Raw genomic sequence first — 18031 nt, 5'->3', positions numbered from 1 at the left:
ATCATGGCTCTGACCTGCGATGTAGCGGCGTAGCGGATGTAGCGGCCCCTGGAGAAGGGAGACGCCCCCACCTGAAACGCCGTGGTTGATCCTGGTCGGCCAGCGGTCGCCGTCCGGCCGGGAGCTCTCACCCGGCGGGGGCGCCCGGAAGTCGCCCGGCCGCAGGCCGGTCCCCGTTGCTTTTACCTGGGGGGCTATCCGCCACACGACGGCTATCCGCCACACTTCCGAGCCCCTGACCTGCGATGTGGCGGCGTGGCGGACGTGGCGGACCCTGGAGAAGGGGGCGCCTAGGCGCGTGCCCCCGATCAAGCGCGATCGGGAGAGACGTAGGCCAAAGCGTCAATGTGTTGTCCTTCCCCGAAGCGGTGAGTGATGTTCCCGATTTGCTGCCACCCTAGCCGCTCGTAGAGACGGATTGCCGAGTGATCTTTTGTCATCACATCGAGCACCAAACGCAGGCCGTGATTCCCTGCATATTCCATTGCGGCTTGCACGAGAGATTCGCCAACAGAGCGCCCCCTGATCTCGGGGAGAACGAAGAGTCGTGCAAGTACGCCCACACTTTCCGAATCGGCTCCGCTACGGTTAGTCCATAGCGAAACCGCCTCCTCCCCGGACGGTCGAGCGATAGCGGCATGCCCTACAGTGCGGCCGTCTAATACGGCAACCCACGCGGCTAGCAGGCCCGCCGGAGAGAGCCATTCCTCTGGCTGGGCTACACCTTCTACGGGATAACCATCGGAACTATGGACCGCCACCAGTGCCGAAGCGGCTGAAGCGATATCCGCGCTTGTGCGGGGCCGAATCGCGACTTCGTGTTCGGTGTCGTGATGCGTCATCTACTTTCCTTCCAACGACGGGCTGTCACTGCACAGGCAGCTCATACTTGAGCCCCGTCAGGTCGGCGCGGTGAACGTAGCGAGAGACCTCGAACGGAACTCCATCCTGGTCAAGACTCGTATGCAGAACTTCAAGCACGGGGATTCCGGACTGAAGTCCAAGGATGGTCGCCTCATGTGGAGTCGGCATGCGCGCGATAATTTCGTCGCGAATATTGGTCATGATGTGACCGAGTTCTTCGAGTCGTCCGTAAATTCCATTAGGCCCGCTCCTTGCTTCCATAAGGAGCGTGCCCTGAGCTTCGTCCCAACGGACATAGGTGGAAACGATTTGAACCGGCTCATCGTCCGCGAAGTAGTGATTTTCCCTGTGTACGACGCTCTCCTGATTCGGAGGGACATCGAGCCTCTCGGCTACGTCTCTGGGCGGCACCTCTCGGGCGATCGAGGGGACATCAATGCGCGGGACTTTTCCCTGCCGCTGGGCTTCAAGACGGAATGGAGTCAAACCTGTGGCTCGGTTCGCGAGTGAGTAGCGATCACTGCCAAAGCGAAAGAGTCGGCGGGGTTCGCGGACGAATACGCCCCGACCGTGCTGGGCGATCACAAGCCCCTGCTCGGCAAGCAGGCGTACAGCCTCACGGGCCGTGTTGCGTGCGGCGCCATAGCGCTCGGCAAGGGCTCGCTCTGACGGGAGCTTGTCACCGGCGCGGAGTTCGCCGGATTCGATGGCTGAGCGCAGCGCATCGGCGATGCGCCTGCTGGCGGGTTGTGCACTCTCGGCGGAGGTCATGGAACCAGCCTACAACTGGCTCAAGCCAGTGGGTTGACGTCGCGCGAACCCACATGCTCAACTGGCTCAAGCCAGTAACTGGCTCAAGCCAGTGGGGGCGGCGCCCAAACCGCCAAGTAAAGCCGCCGCCCCCCGACCCTCGAAGGGGCAACTCCATGATGCCTGATGCATCCGTTATCGAACGGGGCGCGAACGAGTCCAGCGAGCCCGTGTACTACGTGGCTCCGCAGTGTGCGGAGCTGGAAGAGGGCCGCACGGTGCGGGTTCTCGGCTCGTTCTCCACCCCGGGTTGGGGTGAGGAAGCGTGACGACGATGGCCCACACCCCCGCCGACGTAACCACCGTGGCCGTTGAGGTGGCTGACCTGACGCACTCGGAGCGGACTGCGGCGCTGTACGCCTCGGACATGCCGAACCAGAAGCGCAATCACACCACCGCGCAGGTCCGCGCCTGGATCGCGCAGGGCGTACAGCGTCTCGGCGTGGACGAGATGCGGCTCCGGGCCGCGCGTCTGCTCGGCTGGCAGCTTCTGAACGCGAGCAACTTGGTGCCGACCCGGGTTCAGGCACGTCACGAGCAGCGTTTCCCCAAGGCGCGCCGCCTGCTGCTCGCCAACCAGGCAGCGAGCGGGAGCATCGCGCTGGACGGGATGACCGACGCGGCGCGGCAGCGCAACGGCGTGGCGGCGGTGGCGCAGGTGGACGGCGGATGCCCGTGCCGGGGTACGGGCGGGATCACGCTGGGGGGCGCCGAGCCGGGCGAGTCGTACGAGCGGCTGTGCCCGGTCCACCGCGCCGCCGAGATCCTCGCCCACCACCGCGCCCGCCGGGCGGGCGCCTGATGACCACCCCGGGCCCGCTCGACGCGCTGTACGCCCGCGTGACTGCCCCGGCCGCTCCCGCCGTGCCTCTGGCACGGCGGGAGCGCCGCCGCGCCTCGCAAGACCTCCCGAACCTCCCGGCCGCCGGACTGGAGTGGTCGCCGGGGGAGGTGGCCGCCGTCCTGTTCGAGGCAGCCGCCGACGAGATGGCCGTGCCCGTGCCCACCACCGACACCCTGTACGCCGCGTTCCTGGCCTCCCTTGCAGAGCTGGGCACAGGCGGGGTGGCCGAGGTGGCCGACACCTTCAGCGGGCTGGACCAGGCCGAGTTTCCCGAGGTGGGCGCGTGCCGCAGGTTCGCCTACCGGCTCGCCCTGTCGTTCTGGTACGCCGGGGCCCGCTCCCGTCCCATGACGGTCGGGGAAGCAGCCGCGGCGCTGTACCTGTCGGACACCTACCGTCACCACCAGGTGGACGCGGTCACCGTGCGGCGGGCGCCCCTGCTGGTCTCCCGCGCCATCCGGCAGGGCGCCACCCTTGTGCCCGTTGAGACGCTGATCCGACTCGGGAGCGCGATGGCCCGGGAGTTCGCGGCCCCTGTGACGGCCGGTCGTGACTGGCTCTACCGGCAGGCCCTACCGGACTGGCACCGTCGCCGCTTCTGCTTCGACCTGATGCGTGCCGACACCTGCCAGCCCTCCCCGCTCATCGTCCGCTTGGACGGCGGCGGCTACGCGGTCGGCGCGACCCCGCCGGCCGGACCGGACGGCACGTGGCGCCGCGCACTGCGGGAGCAGTGGTGACCACGCGGAGGAACAAACCCAAGGGTCCCGTTCACGACGTCGCCCCTGCGTTCGCGCCCGCCCGATCGAGTGTTCACGGCGGACCGGTGGTGTTCACCGGTCGGGCACTGGCCCGACTCGCCCATGCCGACCAGTCGGCCGCACCCGCCGCGCCACGGTCCACCCCTCATCTGCCCGAATCGACCCCGCACCACCCGGCCCCGGAGAGGACGGCGGCATGAGCGCCCGCACGGTGGACGACAAGATGACCGTCAAGGAAGTCATTGCCGATCTGAAGGTCGCTCCGTCGACTTTCTACCGGTGGCGCCAGCTCGGAAAGGGGCCCCGCTCGATCAAGCTCCCGAACGGCGACGTGCGGATCCGCCGATCGGAATATGAGCGTTGGCTCACGGAGCGGGAGGACGCTGCGTGAGCACGACCGACGACGCCCCGGCCCGCCGCCCACACGGGGAGGCGCGGCCGGGGTACTCCCTCGACATCCGGCTGTGGAAGGTCACGAAAGTCGACCGTAAGGCCCGTCCGTACCAACTCCGTTGGGTCGTGGGCGGGAAGGTGAGCAGCGCGACGTTCGCCACGTCGACCCTTGCCGAGAATCGGCGCTCTGAACTGCGGCAGGCGATGCGGCGGGGTGAGGCTTTCGAGATCGCAAGCGGACAGCCTGAATCCGAGGTGCGCGCGGCGGATGCAGCAGCCGAAGCTGCCGCGCGGGGGACGCTGAGGTGGTTCGAGTTCTGCCGGACGTACGTGGCCGGACGGTGGCGTACGAGCGCAGCCAAGACCCGTGAAGGCATGGCGGATGGCCTAGCGGCCGTGAGCCTCGCCATGGTCAAGCGCGGGAACGGCGTGCCCCCCGATGGGCAACTGCGGCTTGCGTTCCGGTGGGCGATCGTGCCTGCGAACGCGAGGAAGGACCCGCCAGCCGAACTCAAGGCCGCGTACGACTGGCTCACGACGGCGGACCGTCCGGTCCTCGATGTGGCCGACGCCGAAGTGTTCGAAGACGTGCTGTACCGCATCGGGTACAAGCTGGACGGCGCCCCGGCCGCAGGCGACACGTACAGGCGTCGCCGCCGGGCCCTGAACACCGCCCTCGAACACGCGGTGGTCGCGGGAGAGCTCCCGGAGAACCCCCTTCAGCGCGCTCGCCGGAAGCGCATCAGTTCCAACGATGTGGTGGACCGGCGCGTCCTGGTGAACGCCCTACAGGCCCGTCAGTTGCTCGCGGGAGTTTCCTACGTCGGATCGTGGGATCGGTGCCGCGGGAGGCGTCTGACAGCCTTCTACGCGGTCCTCTACTACGCGGGCTTGCGTCCGGCTGAGGCGGTCGGACTGAGGCGGTCGGACTGTGATCTCCCGGACGCAGGATGGGGCACGCTGACGCTTCGGGAGACACGTCCCGTCTCCGGGAAGCAGTGGACCGATTCCGGCGAGCGTCACGACCGGCGCGGGCTGAAGGCGCGGGAGGCCAGGAGCGACCGGCCAGTGCCTATCCCGCCCGTCCTGGTGACGATCCTGCGCACGCACCTGGATACGTTCGGCTCAGCCAAGGAAGGGCGCGTGTTCGGCAACGAGCGCGGCGGAGTGGTCGGCTCTTCTACCTACTGGCGAGTGTGGGAGGAAGCGCGGGAGTACGCGCTACCGCCTGACCGTGTCGCCTCGCCGCTGGCCGGACGCCCGTACGACCTGCGGCACGCGTGCATCACGCGGTGGCTGAACGCGGGGGTGCCGATCGCTGAGGTCGCCCGCCGGGTCGGCAACTCGCCAGAGGTGATCCACCGGCGCTATCACGGCTGCATTGACGGGCATGAAGAAGCGGCCAACGCGAAGATCACAAAGGCGTTGGAAGAGGACGGCGATACGGCCTGAGCGTGTATCGCAGATGGTGCGCGAACACTGAGAGAGAGTGAGAAAGAGCGGGAGTCAGTGAGACTGACTCCCGCTCTCTCGTATCGGCATCCGCCCTGGTCTACCACCCTTGGACGTTCAAGGGTGGTCTTCACTGGACGAGTGCCCCCGGCAGGATTCGAACCTGCGCACACGGCTCCGGAGGCCGTTGCTCTATCCCCTGAGCTACGGGGGCGTATCGGCCGCTGTGAGGCGGCGACGGGTAGAACACTACCAGCTTCGTGGGGGCGGGATGAACGGGGATTTGTGCAGTGTCCGGGGCCCGAGCGGGGGCCCCGGACGCGTGCGGGGTGGGGCGTTACGGCTTGCGGGCGACGCCCGCGTAGGCGTCGACCGCGATCGAGGTGTCCGTGGTGGGCTCCGGGCGCCAGCTGGTGACCGGGACCACTCCGGGGTCGGTGAGGGTGAGGCCGTCGAAGAAGGCGGTGATCTCCTCGACGGGGCGGACGTGGTAGGGGATCGCGCCGCTCTTGTTGTACGCCGCCGACGCCGCGATCATGCCCTCGCTCGTGGCCGTGGAGTCGCTGATCACCAGGTAGCTGCCCGAGGGCAGGCCCGCCATCAGGCGGTTCACCAGGTCGCGGGCCTGGTCGTGGTCCCCGACGTGGCCCAGGGTGTTCAGGATCATGAGGGCCACCGGCCGGCTCAGGTCGAGGGTCTCCCCCGCCTTCTCCAGGATGGCCTCCGGCTCGTACATGTTCGCGTCGATGTACGACGTCACGCCCTCGGGCGTGCTCGTCAGGAGGGCGCGGGCGTGGGCCAGGACCAGCGGGTCGTTGTCCACGTACACGATCCGCGACTCGGGGGCGACGCGCTGGGCGACCTCGTGGGTGTTGTCCGCGGTCGGCAGGCCCGTACCGATGTCCAGGAACTGGCGGATGCCCTGCTCGCCCGCCAGGTGGCGGACGGCGCGGCCGAGGAAGTGCCTGCTCGTGCGGGCGACGTCGACCAGGCCCGGGAAGATCTCCTGGATCTGGTCGCCGAGCTCCCGGTCCTTCTCGTAGTTGTCCTTGCCGCCCACGAAGTAGTTCCAGAAGCGCGCCGAGTGCGGCTTGCTCGTGTCGATGCGCGCGCGTATCTCGGCGGACGATTCGAGTCTCGGGTCCGGTCCTGACACGGGGGCCTCCTGCGGTACGTGGTGTACGTGAGCCGATGGTTCCTTCGATCCGCCCGATCGGGTCGAGTGGCTTGATCTGTTCGATCAGGTTGATCAAGGGCAACCTAGCAAGTGCGCTTCCCGTGAGGGAGGTTGCGGGGGGTTACGGCTGGGTTGCGGCCTTGGTGTCGCCCAAGCCCGGTTCCAGCGCGTACGCCTCCCGCAGCAATGAGGCGGGGGGCGTGGACCGGGGCGCACGGTGCGCCGTACCTCCGGCCGTCTGAGTACCCGTACGGATGCCCCCTCCCGGGCCCGCCGCCACCCTTGCGGGCATGACGAAACCTCTTCGGAACCTCAAGTGGGCAGTCCTGCGGGGCCTGTTGAACACGGTCGGGCGCAGCTCGCGCGGCATCAGGACCGGCTACCGGTACGGCTTCGACAGCGGCACCATGCTCGACTACGTGTACGTGAACCGCGCCCGCGGCGTCCTCGGCGTCGGGCGTCTCGTCGACCGCGTCTATCTGAACGCCGTCGGCTGGCGCGCCGTCCGCGCCCGGCGCGCGCTCCTTGAGGACGTGCTGCGCGAGCAGCTCGACGCCCGGCAGGACCGCGAGGTCCTCGTCCTCGATGTCGCCGCCGGACCCGGCCGCTACCTCCAGGACCTGGCCGCCGAGTACGGGCCGGGGCGGCTGCGGGTCGTGTGCAGGGACCTGGTGCCCGCCGGACTGCGGCAGGGCGAGCGGCTCGCCCGCGAGCGCGGGCTCTCCCATGTCTCGTACGAGATCGGGGACGCCCTCGACCCGAAGGAGCCGGACGCGGGGGCGCCGGACGTCGTCGTGGTGTCCGGTCTCTACGAGCTGCTGCTCGACGACGAGGCCATCCGCGAGTCCGTCGAGCGGCTGCGCTGGCTGCTCGCCCCCGGCGGCACCCTCGTCTTCACCACGCAGACCCGCCATCCGCAGCTGGACCTCATCGCCAACGTACTGCCCAACAGGAACGGGCAGCCGTGGGTCATGAAGTGCCGCGACGTCGCCCGCGCCGAGGGGTGGGCGCGCGCCGCCGGCTTCGGCGAGGTGGCCAGTCGGCGGGAGGAAGTGGGGTTGTTCACGGTGACCGTGTGCGGGACTGGCCGCGGGCCTGGCGGCGCGGAGTGAGGCGGCGCCGCCCCGCCCGTGCCCGGGGAGTGCCAGTGCCGTCACCGGTGCCCGTACCGCACCGGTGCCCGTACCGCACCGGTGTCCGTACCGGTACCGGTACCGGTATCGGTATCGGTATCGGTAAAGGACCGTCGTGGGGCGCTTACGCCGATGTCTTCTTCCGTGGCGTCGGCTTCTTCGCGGTCTTCGACTTCCCAGCTGCCGTCGGCTTCTTCGCGGTCGTCTTCTTCCCAGCTGCCGTCGCCTTCTTCGCGGTCGTCTTCTTCGTCGCCGTCGACTTCTTTCCGCCCACCTCCTTGGGGGTTCTCGGCGCCGACTTGCGGGTCGGGCTCTTCGTAGTGCTCTTCGTGCTCTTCGTGCTCTTCGTGTCGGAGCCGCGGGAGCGGATCGGTGTCACCTCGGCTTCCCGCCCTCGGGACGCATCCGTGTCGGGCTTCTCGCCGCGGGCCGCGCGGACGCTGTTCTCCAGGGCCGCCATCAGGTCGATGACCTTGCCGCCGCCCTCCTGCGCAGCGGGCTCGGGCGCGCCGGTGTCGCCGCCCTCGACCTTGGCGGCGATCATCTCCTCCACCGCGGCGCGGTAGTCGTCGTGCAGGGAGTCCAGGTCCACCTCGCCGAGGGTGTCCATCAGCGCGTCCGCCAGGTCCAACTCGGCGTCGCGGACCTTCACCTCGGAGTCCGGGCCGACGCTGTCGGCGGCGCGGATCTCGTCCGGCCACAGGAGGCCGTGCAGGGCGATCACGTCGTCGACGACGCGCAGCATGCCGAGCCGTTCGCGCCCGCGCAGCGCGAACCTGGCGACGGCCACCTTCTCGCTGCGCTTGAGTGCCTCGCGGAGCAGCGTGTACGGCTTGGCGGCCGGTACTCCGTCGGCCGACAGATAGTACGAGGTGTCCATCTGGAGCGGGTCGACCGTGTCGGCCGGTACGAACGCGACGATCTCGATGGTCTTCGCGGTCGGGAGCGGCAGCGAGGCCAGGTCGTCGTCCGTGATCGGGACGACCGAGCCGTCCGCGTCCTCGTACCCCTTGCCGATCTCGGCCGTGGGCACCTCGTGGTCCTCCAGCTCGCACACCTTGCGGTAGCGGATGCGGCCGCCGTCCTCGGTGTGGATCTGGCGGAAGGAGACCGCGTGGTTCTCCGTGGCGCTCATGAGCTTGATCGGGATGTTGACCATGCCGAAGGAGACGGCGCCGTTCCAGATGGACCGCATGGGGAGCACCTTTCGGCGGGCGGATGGGTCGCGACCTGGGCTCGCCAGTGGCTTTGCCCCGGTTTCATGGGATTCTCATCGTATGACGCCCATCACCGAGGTGGAGGGGCGGCGGCTCTCGCTCAGCAATCTGGACAAGGTGCTGTACCGGGCGAGCGGATTCACCAAGGCCGAGGTCCTGCACTACTACGCCACCGCCGCCGAAGCCCTGCTCCCCCATCTGCGGGACCGTCCCGTCTCCTTCCTGCGCTTCCCCGACGGACCCGACGGGCAGCAGTTCTTCGCCAAGAACGTACCCCCCGGTACACCCGACTGGGTGCGCACCGCCGAGGTGGTGCGGTCGGACGGGACCACCCGGCAGATCCTCGTACAGGACCTGCCGACGCTGATGTGGGCGGCCAACCTGGTCACGGAGTTCCATACGCCGCAGTGGCGCGCGGACGCGCCGGGCCTCGCCGACCGGCTCGTGCTCGATCTCGACCCCGGGCCGCCCGCGAACGTCGTCCAGGCGTGCGAGGCGGCGCTGTGGCTGCGCGAGCGGCTCGCGGCGGACGGCTTCGCGCCCTGCGTCAAGACGTCCGGCAGCAAGGGGCTGCATCTGCTCGTACCGCTGCGGCCCGTCGCGTCCGCCGACGTCACCGCGTACGCGAAGCAGCTCGCGGTGGAGGCCGAGCGGGCGCTGCCGCGGCTCGTGGTGCACCGGATGACGCGCAGCCTGCGGCCGCGGAAGGTGTTCGTCGACTTCAGCCAGAACGCGGCGGCGAAGACCACCGCCACGCCCTACACCCTGCGGGCCAGGCCCGAGCCCACGGTGTCCGCACCCGTTACCTGGGACGAGGTGGCGGAGTGCCTCGACCGCCGCGACCCGGACCCGCTGGTCCTCCGCGCGCCGGACATCGCACCCCGCCTCGACCGGTACGGGGATCTGCTCGCGCCGCTGTTCGATCCGGAGCAGGCCCGGCCGCTGCCCGGGGCGGCCGGGTGACCCTCAGGGCCCGTGCTCCGGTCTCAGATGCGCCGCCACGTCCTGCGGTCCCGCGCCAGCGCGTGCAGCGCCTCGACGTCCGCCGGTTTGAGGACGCCGCCCGCGCGGGCCAGCGCGGGGATGTCCTGTTCGAGCAGGACGCGGACCTCCCGGGGCGGCGCCTCCACGTCCACGTCCACGTCCGCCGCCCCCACCGGTACGAGCACCGCCCGCACCTCCGCCGTCAGCGCGAACGACGCCCGTCCCGCGTCCGCCCGCAGGTCCCGTAACAGCGGTTCCGGCTGGTTCCGCCCGACCGTCACCATCGGGTCGGCCACCCGCACGCGCTGCTTGCGCACCGGCAGTGTCCGTACGCAGAAGAGGCCGCCGGGGCCGATGAGCAGATGGTGCAGCCGGGTCCCGCCGGGCAGGCCGATCGAGTGCAGCGCGTGCCAGCCGACCGCGTCCAGGCGGTCGAGGGCGTCGCCCACGGCCGTCTCGGCCGCGAGTGCCCGGTGCCGCGGATCGGACCGCAGCCTGCGCGGGGGCGGCGGATCGCGGTCGATGGCGATGCGCAGGGCCTCCCCCGGCCGGTTCGGCGCGAGGTCGTCGTCCGGGTGGAGCGTGAGCCTGGCCAGCTCCGCGGGGGTGGGCACGGGAGGCGGCCCCACCGTGACGTTCCCCGTCAGGAACGGCGCGAGGGCGTCGAGGACGTCCGCCTCGCGGTCGGCGTTCAACAGGTTCACCCGGGCGGTGTCCCGGTCGTACCAGGCCACGCTCCTGCCGTCCGTCCGGCAGACGTAGAGCCGCTCGTGTCCGTGCCGCCACGCCGGTACGACGCGCAGTCCGCTCATGCCCCATCACCCCACGTCCCCATGGTCCAACACCCCATGACCATGGGAGCAGCCCGGACGGCGCTCCGGCAAGAAGCTGGTTGCCACACACAGAAGTTGACGCCCATTCGCCCTGCGTTCGCCACCCCGGGCCGGTCCGCGCGCCATGTCGTCCCCCGTCCCGTGACGGCACCGCCCGCACAGCTGTGGCCCCCTGTTGCAGGGCCGCCGGGTCTTGAGGGCGGGCGCGGAGGGTATGAACGCCGCCACGAACCCGGCGTTCCTCGTGGCGGGCGGGGCATGGCGGCGTTCCGGGTCCGTGAGGTCCAGCAGGTCGACAAGGAAGACTTTCCAACCCATAAGGTGTACGGGGCGACCGACCGGCCGGAGCTGCGCCTCGTGACCTGTGGCGGCCCCCTCAAGGACGGTCACCGGACCGACAACATCATCCTCTACGCCGACCTCGTACGGTGAAGAAGGCCGCACCCGCGAGCAGGAGTGCCAGTTGAACCGCAGCCGCAGGCCGCGCAGTCGCAGGCCGGTGCGCCACCGCAGCCCGGCGCGCCGCGGCGCGCCCGGCGCCGCCGCGGTCCTCGTGCTGTCCGTGGCCGCCCTCGCGGGCTGCGGCGACCCGGGCGACCTGCGCGGCGCGGGCACCACCCCGACGGCCGTCGGCCCGACGCGGCTGTGGCCCGACCTGCCGCCCGCGTCCTCGCCCGTCGGTGACTACGGCGAGGCCGACACCGAGGTGGTCGAGGGCGTCCGGGTGCCCGGCGGTGATCTGCACAAGGTCGATCCCCTCGCCGTCGTCAGGGCGGAGGTGGCCGCGAACCCCGATGTCTACAGCGGTCCCGACGCGCTCTACAAGGAGACGGTCAAGGCCCTGAAGGACTGTGGCGAACGGTCCGGGGACTGCCCGGTCCTGAAGGCGTACTACCGCGATTTCACCGGTGACGGGAAGGACGACCTCGTCATCGGCATCCGCATGCCCGAGGAGCAGCTCGCCGTCCGCGTGTACGCGATGGAGAAGGGGCTCCTCACCCAGATCATGGGCACGTCCGACGCGGTGCTCGGCGTCGAGCTCGCCGGGCGCGCCCTGGTGGTGCGCGCCGTCTCCGGCATCCCCGGGTACGAGTACCGCACGGCCTGGTCCTGGGACCGGCACCAGCGCGCGATGCTGCCCACCCGCGACGAGATCCTGCGCTCGTCGGACGCGCCGCGGCCCAAGGGCGCCCGTAGCCAGGTGCCCGCCCTGACCGAGGCCCCGGAGCCCGCGCAGGGCCCCGGGGAGACCTCCGCCCCCGGCGTGCCCGCCCCCGGCGAGAGCCGCAGGTCCACGCCGGAGGCGGGCGGCGGAGACAACGGCGGCGACGGCGGCGGCGATGACGGCGGCACGGGCGGAGGCTCGTGAACGCCCGCCCGGAACCCGGGGCCTCCCGACCCGGGGCCTCCCGACCCGGGGCCTCCCGACCCGGGGCCTCCCGACCCGAGTCCACCGAGCCCGAGTCCACCGAGCCCGGGGCCTCCGAGCCCGAGGCCTCCGAGCCCGAGGCCGCGCTGTCGCGAACCCGCGGCTTCCTGCGGCGCCTTCCGCGCCCGACGCGCCCGACGCGCCCGACGCGTCCGACGCGCCCGGCACGCCCGCTCCGGCTGCCGCTCCGGCTGCCCGCCTGGACGGCGACCCTCGCCTGGAAGGCGGCGGTGTTCATCGCCGTGATGTGCTGCGCGCTCGCGGCGCTGCTCGGCGTCCTCGTGCACGTCGCGGTGACCAACCAGACCGTGGGGCAGGCCCGCGACCGCGCCCTGACCCGGCTCGACGACGCCACCGAGCAGTACGAGGCGGGCGGGCGGCTCGGCCCCGGCGCGGGCATCGACCCGCCGGGCCTGCCGGGGCCGCTGCGCGACCTGGCGGTGGGCGGGGAGCGCGGCACGATGGTCGGCGACCACGACGAGCGGCCGACGGTGTGGGCGGCCGGACCCGCCGACGGCGGGCGCGCGATAGCGGTCCAGGTGGACTACGCGCAGGGGGCCCGCACCATCGACGGGCTCGACCGGGCCATCCTCGGCTCGTCCGTGCTCGCGATCGGGGCGACGCTGCTGGTCGGCGCGTTCGCGGTGACGCGCGTGACGCGGCGCCTGCATCTGACGGCGCGGGTCGCGCGCCGCATCAGCGCGGGCGACCTGGACGCGCGCGTGCACGACCCGCGCACCCGGGACGCCGACCGCCACCAGGACGAGGTGGCCACGGTCTCCGGCGCCCTGGACACGATGGCCTCGTCGCTGCAGGGCAAGCTCCTGAGCGAGCAGCGGTTCACGGCGGATGTCGCGCACGAACTGCGCACCCCCCTGACCGGGCTGCACGCGGCCGCCGAACTGCTGCCGCCGGGCCGCCCCACCGAACTGGTGCGGGACCGGGTGTCGACGCTGCGCACGCTCACCGAGGACCTCCTGGAGATCTCCCGCCTCGACGCGCGCAGCGAGCGCGTGGAGTTCGACGCGGTCCGGCTCGCTCCACTGGCCGAGCGCGTGGTGCGCGCTTCGGGCGCCGAGGTGGACCTGCGGATCGTGCGGGACATCGTGGTGGACACCGACGGGCGGCGCCTCGAGCGGGTGCTCGGCAATCTCGTCGGCAACGCGCTGAAGCACGGGGCGGCGCCGGTGACCCTGACGGTGGACGGCCCCGTCATCACCGTGCGGGACCACGGCCCCGGCTTCCCCGGCTACCTGGTCGACCACGGGCCGCAGCGGTTCCGCACCGAGGGCACGAGCAAGGGGCACGGCCTCGGGCTCACCATCGCCCTCGGGCAGGCCAGGGTGGTGGGAGCGCGCCTGGTGTTCTCCAACGCGACGCGGGGCACGGGGGCGGTGGCGGTTCTCACCCTTCCGTACGAGGAGCCGGGCGGCGACGACGCCGTGCCGACCGGATCGAGCCCTGCCGGGGCCTAGCGGGGCCACCGGCGGGCCGGGGCGGGCCTACGGATACGGCTGACCGGCTGTGACCTTTTGCGCACACAGCAGGGCGCTTTTAGTGTGCATTTGCGGCATTGGTTCGACCTTTCCAGGCCATGCCAGGTCGTACTCGGCCGCTTCCCGCTCCTCTGCTCAGGAGGCCCCGATGGCCCTTCGTCCCCGCCCCTCCGTCGCCACCCGTCTCTCCATAGCCCTGGCCGGCGGCGCCCTCGCCGCCGCCACCGTCCTGACCGCCGCGCCCGCCGCCGTCGCCGACGCCGCGAACAACGACGCGCCGGTCTACAAGGGGCGGATCACCGCCAAGGGTGGGCTGCTCCTGCGCGACTCGCCGACCCGGGGCAGCAAGGTCGTCCGGCACGAGCCGCACGGCAAGGTCGTGCACATCTTCTGCAAGGCGCGCGGCCAGTACGTGCACCACAACGACCGCTGGTACCTCCTCACGGACGGCACCTGGGCGTGGGGCGCCGCGCACTACATCGCCAACATCGGGCCCGCACCGCGCTGGTGCTGACCCCGTACCGAGGCCGACGCCCCCGCAGGACACCGGCGACATAACCGGACATCGGACCCAGCGCTTGCTACGTTCCGGACATGACCGGAACAGCAGCGGAGTCCACCCCCGTCCCCGCTGTCCGTGTCCCGCGGCGCCGTGGCACCGAACTCGCACTGATCGTCGTGGCCGTGCTCCTGTCCGTGTACGGCTACTGCGAGGTGGGTCTGGCCCGCGACGGCGCCGTCCCGCCCGGCGCCGCCGGTTACGGCGCCGGGCTCGGGGTGCTCGCCCTGCTCGCCCATGTGGCGGTCCGGCTGCGCGCCCCGTACGCCGACCCGCTGCTGCTTCCCATCGCCGTGCTGCTCAACGGGCTCGGTCTGGTGCTGATCTACCGGCTCGACCTGGAGACTCCCGGCGACCGCGCGGCGCCCGCCCAGCTGATCTGGTCGACGGTGGGCGTCGCGCTGTTCATCGCCGTCGTGCTGCTCCTGCGCGACCACCGCCTGCTGTGCCGCTACGCCTATCTGTCGGTGGTCACCGCCCTCGTCCTCATGATCGTGCCGATCTTCTTCCCCGCGGTGAACGGTGCCCGTATCTGGATCCGGATCGGCGGATTCTCCTTCCAGCCCGGCGAGTTCGCCAAAATCCTGCTCGCGGTGTTCTTCGCCGGGTACCTCGCGGCCAACCGCACCGCGCTCGCGTACTCCGGCCGCACCGTATGGCGTCTCACCCGGATGCAACTGCCCACGGGCCGGGTGCTCGGGCCGATCGTGGCGATCTGGCTGCTGAGCGTCGGCGTCCTGGTCCTGGAGCGCGACCTCGGCACCTCGCTGCTGTTCTTCGGACTGTTCGTGATCCTGCTGTACGTCGCCACCGGGCGCACCGGGTGGATCGCCGTCGGCCTGCTGCTCGCGGCGGTGGGCGCGTTCGCCGTGGGCTCGCTCGAACCGCACGTGCACAGCAGGGTGCAGGACTGGCTGCACCCCTTCGCGTCCATCGACGCGGGTCGCGGACCGGGCCAGCTCGCCCAGTCGCTGTTCGCGTTCGCGGCGGGCGGCATGCTCGGCACCGGGCTCGGCCTCGGGCACTCCGTCCTCATCGGCTTCGCCGCCAAGTCGGACTTCATCCTGGCGACGGCGGGCGAGGAGCTGGGGCTCACCGGCCTCTCGGCGATCTTCCTCCTGTACGCCCTGCTCGTGGAGCGCGGCTACCGGGCCGGGCTCGCGCTGCGTGACCCGTTCGGGCGGCTGCTCGCGATCGGCCTGGCGTCGATCGTGGCGCTCCAGGTGTTCGTGATCGCGGGCGGGGTCATGGGACTCATCCCGCTCACGGGCATGGCCATGCCGTTCCTGGCGCAGGGCGGCTCGTCCGTCGTCACCAACTGGATCATCGTGGCGCTGCTCATCCGGGTCAGCGACTCGGCACGCGCCCAGCCCCCGCCCGTGCCCGGCGACCCCGAGGACGGCCGCAGATGACCAAGTACATCCGGCGCGCCGCCGCGCTCTGCGCCCTGCTCCTGCTCGCGCTGCTCGTCAACGCCACCCGCGTCCAGGTCGTGGACTCCAAGGCGTACGACAGCAACCCCGCCAACCGCCGCAAGGACATCGCCCGCTACGACCGGGCGCGCGGCGACATCCTGGTCGGCGGCAGGGCCGTCACCGGCTCCCGGGACACCGGCGAGCAGCTCCGCCACGAACGCACGTACACGAACGGGCCGTTGTACGCGCCCGTCACCGGCTTCGCCTCGCAGGTGTACGGCACCACGTTCCTGGAGCACGCCGAGGACGCCCTGCTCGCCGGCACCGACCCGATGCTCGCCCCGCTGCCCCTGTGGAACGACCTGGCCCGCACCCGCAGCCCCGGCGGCAAGGTCGTCACCACCGTCGAACCGGCCGCGCAGCGGGCGGCGTTCGCCGGGCTCGGCGGCAGGAAGGGAGCCGTGGCCGCACTCGACCCGGCCACCGGGAAGGTGCTCGCCCTGGTCTCATCGCCCAGCTACGACCCCGAGCGCCTCGCGGGCACCGGCAGCGCCGTGACCGGGGCCTGGGCGGCGCTGAACGCCGACCCCGACAAGCCGATGCTCAACCGCGCGCTCAGCCGGACCTATCCGCCGGGGTCGACGTTCAAGGTGGTGACGGCCGCCGCCGCGCTCGACGCGGGCCGGATCACCGACCTGGACGCCCCCACCCGGTCCCCCGATCCGTACACGCTGCCCGGCACCTCCACCAGCCTCGCCAACGAGGTCGACGGCTGCTCGGACGCCAGCCTCCGGCACGCCTTCCAGTGGTCCTGCAACACCGTCTTCGCCAAGCTGGGCGTGGACACGGGCCAGGACGCCCTGGCGGACACCGCGAAGAGGTTCGGCTTCGACGGCCCGGGGCCGAAGGTGCCCTCGCCCGCGGCCCGCAGCACCTTCGACACCGCGACGGACGACGCCCAGCTCGCGCTGTCCGCCATCGGCCAGTACGACACGCGGGCCACCCCGCTGCAGATGGCGATGGTCGCCGCGGCCGTCGCGGGCGGCGGCTCGGTCAAGGCCCCCCACCTGGTGGACCGGACGACGTCCGCCGACGACGACATCGTGGCCACGACCCATACGCGGACGCTTCAGCAGGCGATGAACCCGCGCACGGCGGCGCAGCTCCGCGAGCTGATGACGGACGTCGTCGAGAAGGGCACCGGCACGAACGCGGCCATCGACGGCGTGACCGTCGGCGGCAAGACGGGCACGGCCCAGCACGGCGTGGGCAACGCGGGCACGCCCTACGCCTGGTTCATCGCCTGGGCCCGGAAGCCGGCGGACCCCGAGCCCTCCGTGGCGGTCGCGGTCGTCGTCGAGGACGCCGCCGCCGACCGCTCGGACATCAGCGGCGGCGGCACGGCGGCACCGATCGCCAAGGCTGTGATGGAGGCGGTGCTCGGCGCTTAGCCCGCCCTGGGCGCGCAGCGGTGGGGGCTCCTGGGCGACGCCAGGCGCCGGCCGCTTGCGCGGTTCGCCGCGCTCGGCCGCCGACATCCGGTCCCAGCACCGGGTGCGACCGCCGCACAGGGGGTGGCCCCTCCGCGAGCTCACACGTTGGTGGATGCCGGATCAACAAGTCGCGCACAAGGGATTGACGGCCTTGCTGACAAGCAGTCTCATAAGACGTGACCCCCGGTAACCCGCTTGAGAGAGCACACGAGAGCAGGAGATCTCATGACGACCGTGGCCGAAGACAGCGAACTTGCGGGTCTGCGGGACGCGCTCGGCCTGCTCAAGGACCGTGAGCAGGTGGCCCAGCGCCTGCTCGAGTCGTCCGCCAGGCACTCCTTCGACCCGGACAAGGAACTCGACTGGGACGCCCCCGTCGAGGACGGCAAGTGGTTCTGGCCGCCGGAGCTCGTCTCGCTCTACGACACCCCGCTGTGGAAGCGGATGTCCGAGGAGCAGCGCATGGACCTCGCCCGGCACGAGGCGGCCTCGCTCGCCTCGCTCGGCATCTGGTTCGAGATCATCCTCATGCAGCTCCTCGTACGGCACATCTACGACAAGTCCGTGACCAGCGCGCATGTGCGGTACGCCCTCACGGAGATCGCCGACGAGTGCCGGCACTCGATGATGTTCGCCCGCATGATCCAGAAGGGCGGGGCGCCGACGTACCCCGTCACCAGGCTGAACCACAACCTGGCCCGCGTGCTCAAGACCGTCTCCACCACCCCCGGCTCCTTCGCCTGCACCCTGCTCGGCGAGGAGATCCTCGACTGGATGCAGCGCCTGACGTTCCCGGACGAGCGCGTGCAGTCCCTCGTCCGCGGCGTGACCCGCATCCACGTCGTGGAGGAGGCCCGCCACGTCCGGTACGCCCGTGAGGAGTTGCGGCGCCAGATGGTGACCGCGCCCCGCTGGGAGCGCGAGCTGACCCGCGTCAGCAGCGGCGAGGCGGCCCGCGTCTTCTCCCTCGCCTTCGTCAACCCCAAGGTCTACACGGACGTCGGCCTCGACCGGCGCGAGGCCCTGGCCCAGGTCAAGGCGAGCGGCCACCGGCGCGAGGTGATGCAGTCCGGCGCCAAGCGCCTGACGGACTTCCTCGACGACATCGGCGTGATGCGCGGGGTGGGGCGGCGGCTGTGGCGGTCCTCGGGCCTGCTGGCCTGAGCGGTCC

At 71.2% G+C, this 18031-nt stretch carries 17 protein-coding genes, 1 tRNA gene and 1 pseudogene; 13 read left to right on the top strand and 6 right to left on the bottom strand.

Annotated features, from left to right (window positions below; genetic code table 11):
* Positions 1-308 precede the first annotated feature (308 nt).
* Both GPA10_RS40835 and GPA10_RS40830 read right to left on the bottom strand, forming a co-directional pair.
* Positions 309-842, bottom strand: coding sequence for a GNAT family N-acetyltransferase (locus tag GPA10_RS40835; RefSeq protein WP_157169820.1), 534 nt, complete (start codon positions 840-842; stop codon positions 309-311).
* A gap of 25 nt (positions 843-867) precedes the next feature.
* On the bottom strand, positions 868-1635 hold the full coding sequence (locus GPA10_RS40830) for a GntR family transcriptional regulator (protein WP_157169819.1): 768 nt from the start codon (positions 1633-1635) through the stop codon (positions 868-870).
* Positions 1636-1948: 313 nt separating this feature from the next.
* Here GPA10_RS40830 and GPA10_RS40825 point away from each other — a divergent pair, with 313 nt between their 5' ends.
* The 4 genes from GPA10_RS40825 (at position 1949) to GPA10_RS40810 (ending at position 5124) form a co-directional block, all read left to right on the top strand.
* A complete protein-coding gene (locus GPA10_RS40825; RefSeq protein ID WP_246260652.1) occupies positions 1949-2476 on the top strand; it encodes a hypothetical protein in 528 nt (175 codons plus the stop codon).
* Complete coding sequence (locus tag GPA10_RS40820; RefSeq protein WP_246260649.1) at positions 2476-3258, top strand: hypothetical protein; 783 nt, start codon at positions 2476-2478, stop codon at positions 3256-3258. The genes GPA10_RS40825 and GPA10_RS40820 overlap by 1 nt, the downstream gene beginning before the upstream one ends.
* Positions 3259-3475: 217 nt before the next feature.
* On the top strand, positions 3476-3670 hold the full coding sequence (locus GPA10_RS40815) for a helix-turn-helix transcriptional regulator (protein ID WP_157169818.1): 195 nt from the start codon (positions 3476-3478) through the stop codon (positions 3668-3670).
* A complete protein-coding gene (locus GPA10_RS40810; RefSeq protein ID WP_343041885.1) occupies positions 3667-5124 on the top strand; it encodes a tyrosine-type recombinase/integrase in 1458 nt (485 codons plus the stop codon). Before GPA10_RS40815 ends, GPA10_RS40810 begins: the two co-directional genes overlap by 4 nt.
* Positions 5125-5266: 142 nt before the next feature.
* Here GPA10_RS40810 and GPA10_RS40805 read toward each other — a convergent pair.
* Positions 5267-5338 (bottom strand) — tRNA-Arg (locus GPA10_RS40805).
* A gap of 123 nt (positions 5339-5461) precedes the next feature.
* Complete coding sequence (locus GPA10_RS40800) at positions 5462-6280, bottom strand: SAM-dependent methyltransferase (RefSeq protein ID WP_058849590.1); 819 nt, start codon at positions 6278-6280, stop codon at positions 5462-5464.
* Positions 6281-6591: 311 nt separating this feature from the next.
* Here GPA10_RS40800 and GPA10_RS40795 point away from each other — a divergent pair, with 311 nt between their 5' ends.
* A complete protein-coding gene (locus tag GPA10_RS40795; RefSeq protein ID WP_246260647.1) occupies positions 6592-7413 on the top strand; it encodes a class I SAM-dependent methyltransferase family protein in 822 nt (273 codons plus the stop codon).
* A gap of 145 nt (positions 7414-7558) precedes the next feature.
* Here GPA10_RS40795 and ku read toward each other — a convergent pair whose 3' ends face one another.
* Positions 7559-8629: a non-homologous end joining protein Ku gene (gene ku / locus GPA10_RS40790; RefSeq protein WP_157169816.1), complete on the bottom strand. Its 1071-nt coding sequence runs from the start codon at positions 8627-8629 to the stop codon at positions 7559-7561.
* 82 nt (positions 8630-8711) lie between these two features.
* Between ku and ligD the strand changes: the two genes are divergently transcribed.
* Positions 8712-9614, top strand: a complete 903-nt coding sequence (ligD, locus tag GPA10_RS40785) for a non-homologous end-joining DNA ligase (protein WP_157169815.1) — start codon at positions 8712-8714, stop codon at positions 9612-9614.
* Between the two features lie 23 nt (positions 9615-9637).
* On the opposite strand, the gene GPA10_RS40780 is transcribed toward ligD, so the two are convergent.
* Positions 9638-10447 carry a nuclease-related domain-containing protein gene (locus tag GPA10_RS40780; protein WP_157169814.1) on the bottom strand — a complete coding sequence of 270 codons (810 nt, stop codon included), beginning with the start codon at positions 10445-10447 and terminating at the stop codon, positions 9638-9640.
* A 282-nt stretch (positions 10448-10729) separates the two neighbouring features.
* Between GPA10_RS40780 and GPA10_RS40775 the strand changes: the two are divergent.
* From GPA10_RS40775 to GPA10_RS40745, 7 genes and pseudogenes are all read left to right on the top strand, one after another.
* Positions 10730-10900: pseudogene (locus tag GPA10_RS40775) on the top strand (sortase domain-containing protein); the annotation flags it as partial.
* A 31-nt stretch (positions 10901-10931) separates the two neighbouring features.
* Positions 10932-11837 carry a hypothetical protein gene (locus tag GPA10_RS40770; protein ID WP_425505895.1) on the top strand — a complete coding sequence of 302 codons (906 nt, stop codon included), beginning with the start codon at positions 10932-10934 and terminating at the stop codon, positions 11835-11837.
* 239 nt (positions 11838-12076) lie between these two features.
* The gene (locus tag GPA10_RS40765) at positions 12077-13372 is read left to right on the top strand and encodes a sensor histidine kinase (protein WP_157169827.1); all 1296 of its coding nucleotides are present in this window, start codon (positions 12077-12079) and stop codon (positions 13370-13372) included.
* A gap of 169 nt (positions 13373-13541) precedes the next feature.
* Positions 13542-13907, top strand: a complete 366-nt coding sequence (locus GPA10_RS40760) for an SH3 domain-containing protein (protein ID WP_157169813.1) — start codon at positions 13542-13544, stop codon at positions 13905-13907.
* Positions 13908-13987: 80 nt separating this feature from the next.
* The gene (locus GPA10_RS40755) at positions 13988-15364 is read left to right on the top strand and encodes an FtsW/RodA/SpoVE family cell cycle protein (protein ID WP_157169812.1); all 1377 of its coding nucleotides are present in this window, start codon (positions 13988-13990) and stop codon (positions 15362-15364) included.
* Positions 15361-16818: a penicillin-binding transpeptidase domain-containing protein gene (locus GPA10_RS40750; RefSeq protein ID WP_157169811.1), complete on the top strand. Its 1458-nt coding sequence runs from the start codon at positions 15361-15363 to the stop codon at positions 16816-16818. The genes GPA10_RS40755 and GPA10_RS40750 overlap by 4 nt, the downstream gene beginning before the upstream one ends.
* A gap of 267 nt (positions 16819-17085) precedes the next feature.
* Positions 17086-18024 carry an AurF N-oxygenase family protein gene (locus tag GPA10_RS40745; RefSeq protein WP_157169810.1) on the top strand — a complete coding sequence of 313 codons (939 nt, stop codon included), beginning with the start codon at positions 17086-17088 and terminating at the stop codon, positions 18022-18024.
* Positions 18025-18031: the final 7 nt, after the last annotated feature.

The organism is Streptomyces typhae, assembly GCF_009755605.1.
GTDB classification, from domain to species: domain Bacteria; phylum Actinomycetota; class Actinomycetes; order Streptomycetales; family Streptomycetaceae; genus Streptomyces; species Streptomyces typhae.
Note: the sequence above shows the minus strand (reverse complement) of the source record. Positions and strands in the feature narration are given on the sequence as shown.

Bases quoted from the DNA above. Each gene is read 5' to 3' on its own strand.
- GPA10_RS40825 (WP_246260652.1), top strand. From the start codon at position 1,949: ATGGCCCACACCCCCGCCGACGTAACCACCGTGGCCGTTGAGGTGGCT.
- GPA10_RS40795 (WP_246260647.1), top strand. From the start codon at position 6,592: ATGACGAAACCTCTTCGGAACCTCAAGTGGGCAGTCCTGCGGGGCCTG.
- ligD (WP_157169815.1), top strand. From the start codon at position 8,712: ATGACGCCCATCACCGAGGTGGAGGGGCGGCGGCTCTCGCTCAGCAAT.
- GPA10_RS40760 (WP_157169813.1), top strand. From the start codon at position 13,542: ATGGCCCTTCGTCCCCGCCCCTCCGTCGCCACCCGTCTCTCCATAGCC.
- ku (WP_157169816.1), bottom strand. From the start codon at position 8,629: ATGCGGTCCATCTGGAACGGCGCCGTCTCCTTCGGCATGGTCAACATC.
- GPA10_RS40830 (WP_157169819.1), bottom strand. From the start codon at position 1,635: ATGACCTCCGCCGAGAGTGCACAACCCGCCAGCAGGCGCATCGCCGAT.
- GPA10_RS40745 (WP_157169810.1), top strand. From the start codon at position 17,086: ATGACGACCGTGGCCGAAGACAGCGAACTTGCGGGTCTGCGGGACGCG.
- GPA10_RS40755 (WP_157169812.1), top strand. From the start codon at position 13,988: ATGACCGGAACAGCAGCGGAGTCCACCCCCGTCCCCGCTGTCCGTGTC.
- GPA10_RS40750 (WP_157169811.1), top strand. From the start codon at position 15,361: ATGACCAAGTACATCCGGCGCGCCGCCGCGCTCTGCGCCCTGCTCCTG.
- GPA10_RS40835 (WP_157169820.1), bottom strand. From the start codon at position 842: ATGACGCATCACGACACCGAACACGAAGTCGCGATTCGGCCCCGCACA.
- GPA10_RS40820 (WP_246260649.1), top strand. From the start codon at position 2,476: ATGACCACCCCGGGCCCGCTCGACGCGCTGTACGCCCGCGTGACTGCC.
- GPA10_RS40780 (WP_157169814.1), bottom strand. From the start codon at position 10,447: ATGAGCGGACTGCGCGTCGTACCGGCGTGGCGGCACGGACACGAGCGG.
- GPA10_RS40815 (WP_157169818.1), top strand. From the start codon at position 3,476: ATGAGCGCCCGCACGGTGGACGACAAGATGACCGTCAAGGAAGTCATT.